Origin of the sequence: Curtobacterium uvaldense (genome assembly GCF_028307415.1) — a bacterium.
In the GTDB taxonomy this organism is placed as follows: Bacteria; Actinomycetota; Actinomycetes; order Actinomycetales; family Microbacteriaceae; genus Curtobacterium.
The window spans coordinates 1-4,394 of sequence record NZ_JAQMHU010000060.1; the positions used below are offsets into that span (position 1 = coordinate 1).

Annotated in this window: 4 protein-coding genes; 2 read left to right on the plus strand and 2 right to left on the minus strand. The window is 71.1% G+C overall.

Features of this window, described 5'->3' with window-relative positions; translation table 11 throughout:
• Positions 1 to 268: 268 nt before the first annotated feature.
• Positions 269 to 1,543, minus strand: a complete 1,275-nt coding sequence (locus tag PIJ49_RS16830) for an ammonium transporter (RefSeq protein ID WP_251155418.1) — start codon at positions 1,541 to 1,543, stop codon at positions 269 to 271.
• A 259-nt stretch (positions 1,544 to 1,802) separates the two neighbouring features.
• Entirely contained in the window at positions 1,803 to 2,753 is a 951-nt protein-coding gene (gene zapE, locus PIJ49_RS16835) for a cell division protein ZapE (RefSeq protein ID WP_081985283.1), read from the minus strand.
• A gap of 191 nt (positions 2,754 to 2,944) precedes the next feature.
• Here zapE and PIJ49_RS16840 point away from each other — a divergent pair, with 191 nt between their 5' ends.
• Positions 2,945 to 3,856 carry a sulfurtransferase gene (locus PIJ49_RS16840; RefSeq protein WP_271827133.1) on the plus strand — a complete coding sequence of 304 codons (912 nt, stop codon included), beginning with the start codon at positions 2,945 to 2,947 and terminating at the stop codon, positions 3,854 to 3,856.
• Positions 3,853 to 4,302: a SufE family protein gene (locus PIJ49_RS16845; protein ID WP_251155417.1), complete on the plus strand. Its 450-nt coding sequence runs from the start codon at positions 3,853 to 3,855 to the stop codon at positions 4,300 to 4,302. Before PIJ49_RS16840 ends, PIJ49_RS16845 begins: the two co-directional genes overlap by 4 nt.
• The last annotated feature ends 92 nt before the right edge of the window (positions 4,303 to 4,394 follow it).

The window sequence follows — 4,394 nt, forward strand, 5'->3', positions numbered from 1 at the left end:
CCCCGCGGGGGCGGGGGGGTTTTGGTGTGGTGGTGTTGTTTGGGTTTTGTTTTTTTTTTTTTTTTTTTTTGGGGGGGGGGGGGGGGGGGGGGGGGGGGGGGGCGGGGGGGGGGGGGGGGGGGCCCCCCCCCCCCCCCCCCCCCCCCCCCCGTCCGTGGCAGGCGCCACGCGCCGTGGTCGCGACCACTGTGACCGGCACCGCACACGACGACGGGCCCCGCGCCTGCTGTGTGCGCGGGGCCCGTCATCCGTGCGGGTGGTGCGGTGTCTAGCGGACCGAGACCGGGGTCTCGTCGCGCTCCTCGTAGAGGACGTAGCCCTCTTCACCGTGGACCGCGGTGTCGATGCCGGCGACCTCGTCCTCGGTCTTCACGCGGAAGCCGATCGTCTTCTCGATGGCGAAGCCGATCACGAAGGCCAGGACGAACGAGTAGACCAGGACGGCTGCGGCGGCGACGGCCTGCTTGCCGAGCTGCTCGAAGGAGCCCGAGTAGATGAGACCGGTGTCGTCGGCGAAGAAGCCGAGGTAGAGCGTGCCGAAGATGCCGCCGACGAGGTGGACGCCCACGACGTCGAGCGAGTCGTCGAAGCCGAGCTTGTACTTGAGGTCGATCGCGAAGCAGCAGACCACACCGGCGAGGAAGCCGAGCAGGATGCCCCAGCCCGGGGTGAGCGCGGCGCAGGCCGGGGTGATCGCGACGAGACCGGCGACGGCACCCGAGGCGGCACCGACCGAGGTGGCCTTGCCGTCCTTGAGCTTCTCGATGAGGAGCCATCCGAGGATCGCGGCGGCCGGAGCGGCGAGCGTGTTCACCCAGGCGAGGGCGGCGATGCCGTCAGCGGCGCCCTCCGAGCCGGCGTTGAAGCCGAACCAGCCGAACCAGAGGATGGCCGCACCGAGGAGCACGAAGGGCGGGTTGTGCGGCTTGTGCGCGCCCTTGGCGAAGCCGACGCGCTTGCCGAGCACGAGCGCCAGGGCGAGACCCGCGGCGCCGGCGTTGATGTGCACCGCGGTGCCACCGGCGAAGTCGATGACGCCCCACGTGGCGAACATGCCCGAGGTGAGGTTGAAGACCCAGGAGGCGACCGGGAAGTAGACGACGGTGACCCAGACGCCGGCGAAGATCATCCACGCGCCGAACTTCGCGCGGTCGGCGATCGCGCCGGAGATCAGGGCGACGGTGATGATCGCGAAGGTGGCCTGGAAGCCGACGAACGCCATCGACGGGTACGCGGCGTTGATCGTCGAGGCCTTGGCCTCCTCGAACGCCTGGCCGAGGCCGATCTGGTTCCAGTCGATGCTGAAGAACCCGACGATGCCCGCGACGTTCGTGCCCTCGCCGTGGTTCGCGAAGGCGATCGCGTAGCCGTAGAGCACCCAGAGGACGCCGACCAGGGCGATCGCTCCGAAGGACATCATCATCATGCTGATGACGGACTTGGCCTTCACCAGGCCGCCGTAGAAGAAGGCCAGGCCGGGTGTCATGAACAACACCAGCGCCGCCATGATCAACACGAATGCCGTGTTGCCCTGATCAAGCATCTGTTCACCTCTCGCGATTGCAGTGCGGCTCTCGGGACCGCCCTCGGGTGCTGACGAGTCTGGCGACACGACGTTTCGCGAGGGAGCACGATGTGTTTCGCGGGTGTAACGCGTGGGGCTCCCGTGTGAACGGTGTGTTTCCGGACACCGGATGACGGGTCCGACACCGCTGACGGGACGCAGCGAGGGCCGGACGGTCGCGCGCGTCCGACGGGAGGCCCGTGGCGGTGTCGCCACGGGCCTCCCGTCAGACGGTGGCTCAGTCGGCCGCGCGGGACAGCGCGACCACGCGCGACGCGGCCCGCAGGTACTTCTTGCGGTAGCCGCCGTCGAGCATCGCCTGCGGGTACACCTGGTCGAGCGGCGTACCGGACGCGACGATCCGCACCTGCGCGTCGTAGAGGCGGTCGACGAGCGCCACCCAGCGCAGTGCGTCGGTCTGGTCGGTGAACGCCTGCACGTCGGTCAGCCCGACGGCGTCGAGCCCGTCCACCAGCGCGACGTACTTCGACGGGTGCACGGTCGCCAGGTGGTCCACGACCGCTCGGAAGTCGTCGAGCGTCGTCGCCCCACCGGGCAGCGCACCGACGACGTCCCCGACCACCCGCGCCGACTCGTCCACGGCCCGACGGCGGTAGTCGAGCCCGTCGATCCGCATCGTCTCGAACCGGTCGGACATCGCCTGGATCTCGCGCAGGAAGTCCTGCGCGGCGAACCGGCCCTCGCCCAGCGCACCGGGCGGGGTGTTCGACGTCGCCGCGAAACGCGTGCCCGACTCGGACAGCTCCTTGATGAGCCGGGTCATCACCATCGTGTCGCCCGGGTCGTCGAGCTCGAACTCGTCGATGCACACCAGGGACGTCCCACGGAGCAGGTCGACCGTGCCCTGGAACCCGAGCGCGCCGACGAGCGCGGTGTACTCGATGAACGTGCCGAACGTCTTCCGCGACGGCTCCGCGTGGTAGGCCGCGGCGAGCAGGTGCGTCTTGCCGACACCGAACCCGCCGTCGAGGTACACGCCGGAGCGCGCCGGCTGGACCGGTTCGCGGCGGCGGCCGAACAGCCCGCGCCGCGCTGGCTCCGGCCGCGTCGCGACGAAGGCCTCGACCGCGTCGCGCACCGCCGCCTGCGACGGGTACTCGGGGTCCGGCCGGTAGCTGGCGAACGACGCGTCGGCGAACTGCGGCGGCGGGACGAGCGCGGCGGCCATCTGCTGCGGCGTCACCTGCGGATCACGGTCGACGAGGTGTGCAGGCAAGTGTGGCCCCTCCGGGAAGCATGTCGTGCGGTGTCACGTTGCAGGTGGCGGTCGGTACGTCCGCGTACCGTTGCCCGCGGGCACCGAGGACCGATCCTATGCCTCGCCCGCCCCGCTCGTCCCGCAGCCTGGAGGTACCCCCGATGACCGCACCGGTCGACCCGTCCGAGAAGTTCGCCGCCTACGCCCACCCCGAGCGCCTGGTGTCGACCGAGTGGCTCCAGGAGCAGCTCGACGCCGGTACCGGGTCCCCCGACCTCGTGGTCGTCGAGTCCGACGAGGACGTCCTGCTCTACGAGACGGGCCACGTCCCCGGCGCGGTGAAGATCGACTGGCACACCGACCTCAACGACCCCGTCCAGCGCGACTACATCGACGGCGAGGCCTTCGCCCGGCTCGTCGGCGGCAAGGGCATCGGCCGCGACACCACCGTCGTCATCTACGGCGACAAGAACAACTGGTGGGCCGCGTACGCCCTCTGGGTGTTCACGCTGTTCGGCCACGAGGACGTCCGGCTGCTCGACGGTGGCCGGGCGAAGTGGATCGCCGAGGACCGCGCGGTCACGACCGACCGCACCGAGGTCACCCCGGTCGAGTACCCCGTCGTGGAGCGCCGCGACGAGCAGGTCCGCGCCTTCAAGGAGGACGTGCTCGAGCACCTCGGCAAGCCGCTCATCGACGTGCGCAGCGCACCCGAGTACTCCGGCGAGCGCACCACGGCCCCGGACTACCCGGAGGAGGGCGCCCTGCGCGCCGGACACGTCCCGACCGCCGTCAACATCCCCTGGGCCACCGCGGCCGCTCCCGACGGCACGTTCAAGAGCCGGCAGGAACTGGACGCCGTCTACCGCGACGGTGCCGGCATCGGGGATGCCGACGAGGTCATCGCCTACTGTCGCATCGGCGAGCGCTCGAGCCACACCTGGTTCGTGCTGCAGCACCTGCTCGGCTACGACAACGTCCGCAACTACGACGGTTCGTGGACCGAGTGGGGCAGCGCCGTGCGCGTCCCGATCGCCACGGGCACCGAGCCGGGTACCGTTCCCACCCGATGAGCACCGAACTCCCCCGTCCCCTCGCCGAGATCCGCGACGACTTCCTCGAACTCTCGCAGCAGGACCGCCTCCAGCTGCTCCTCGAGTTCTCCGACGAGCTGCCTGCGCTGCCCGAGCGGCTGCAGGGGCACGAGGACGAGCTCGAGCGCGTCGAGGAGTGCCAGTCCCCCGTCTTCATCACCGTCACGGTGGGTGCGGAGGGCGATGCGCCGGACGTGGTCCGGATGCACGCGACGGCGCCGCGCGAGGCACCGACCACCCGTGGCTTCGCGTCGATCCTGGCGCAGGGGCTGTCCGGGTTGTCCGTACCCGAGGTCCTGGCGGTCCCGGTGGACTACCCGCTGACGCTCGGACTCACCGAGGCGGTCAGCCCGCTGCGGATCCGGGGCATGGTCGGCATGCTCGGTCGGGTGCAGCGGCAGGTGCAGGCGGCCGCTGCGGACTGATGGCGGTCTCCTGACGGACGGGAGGGGGGGGGGGGGGGGGGGGGGGGGGGGGGGGGGGGGGGGGGGGGGGGGGGGGGGGGGGGGGGGGGGGG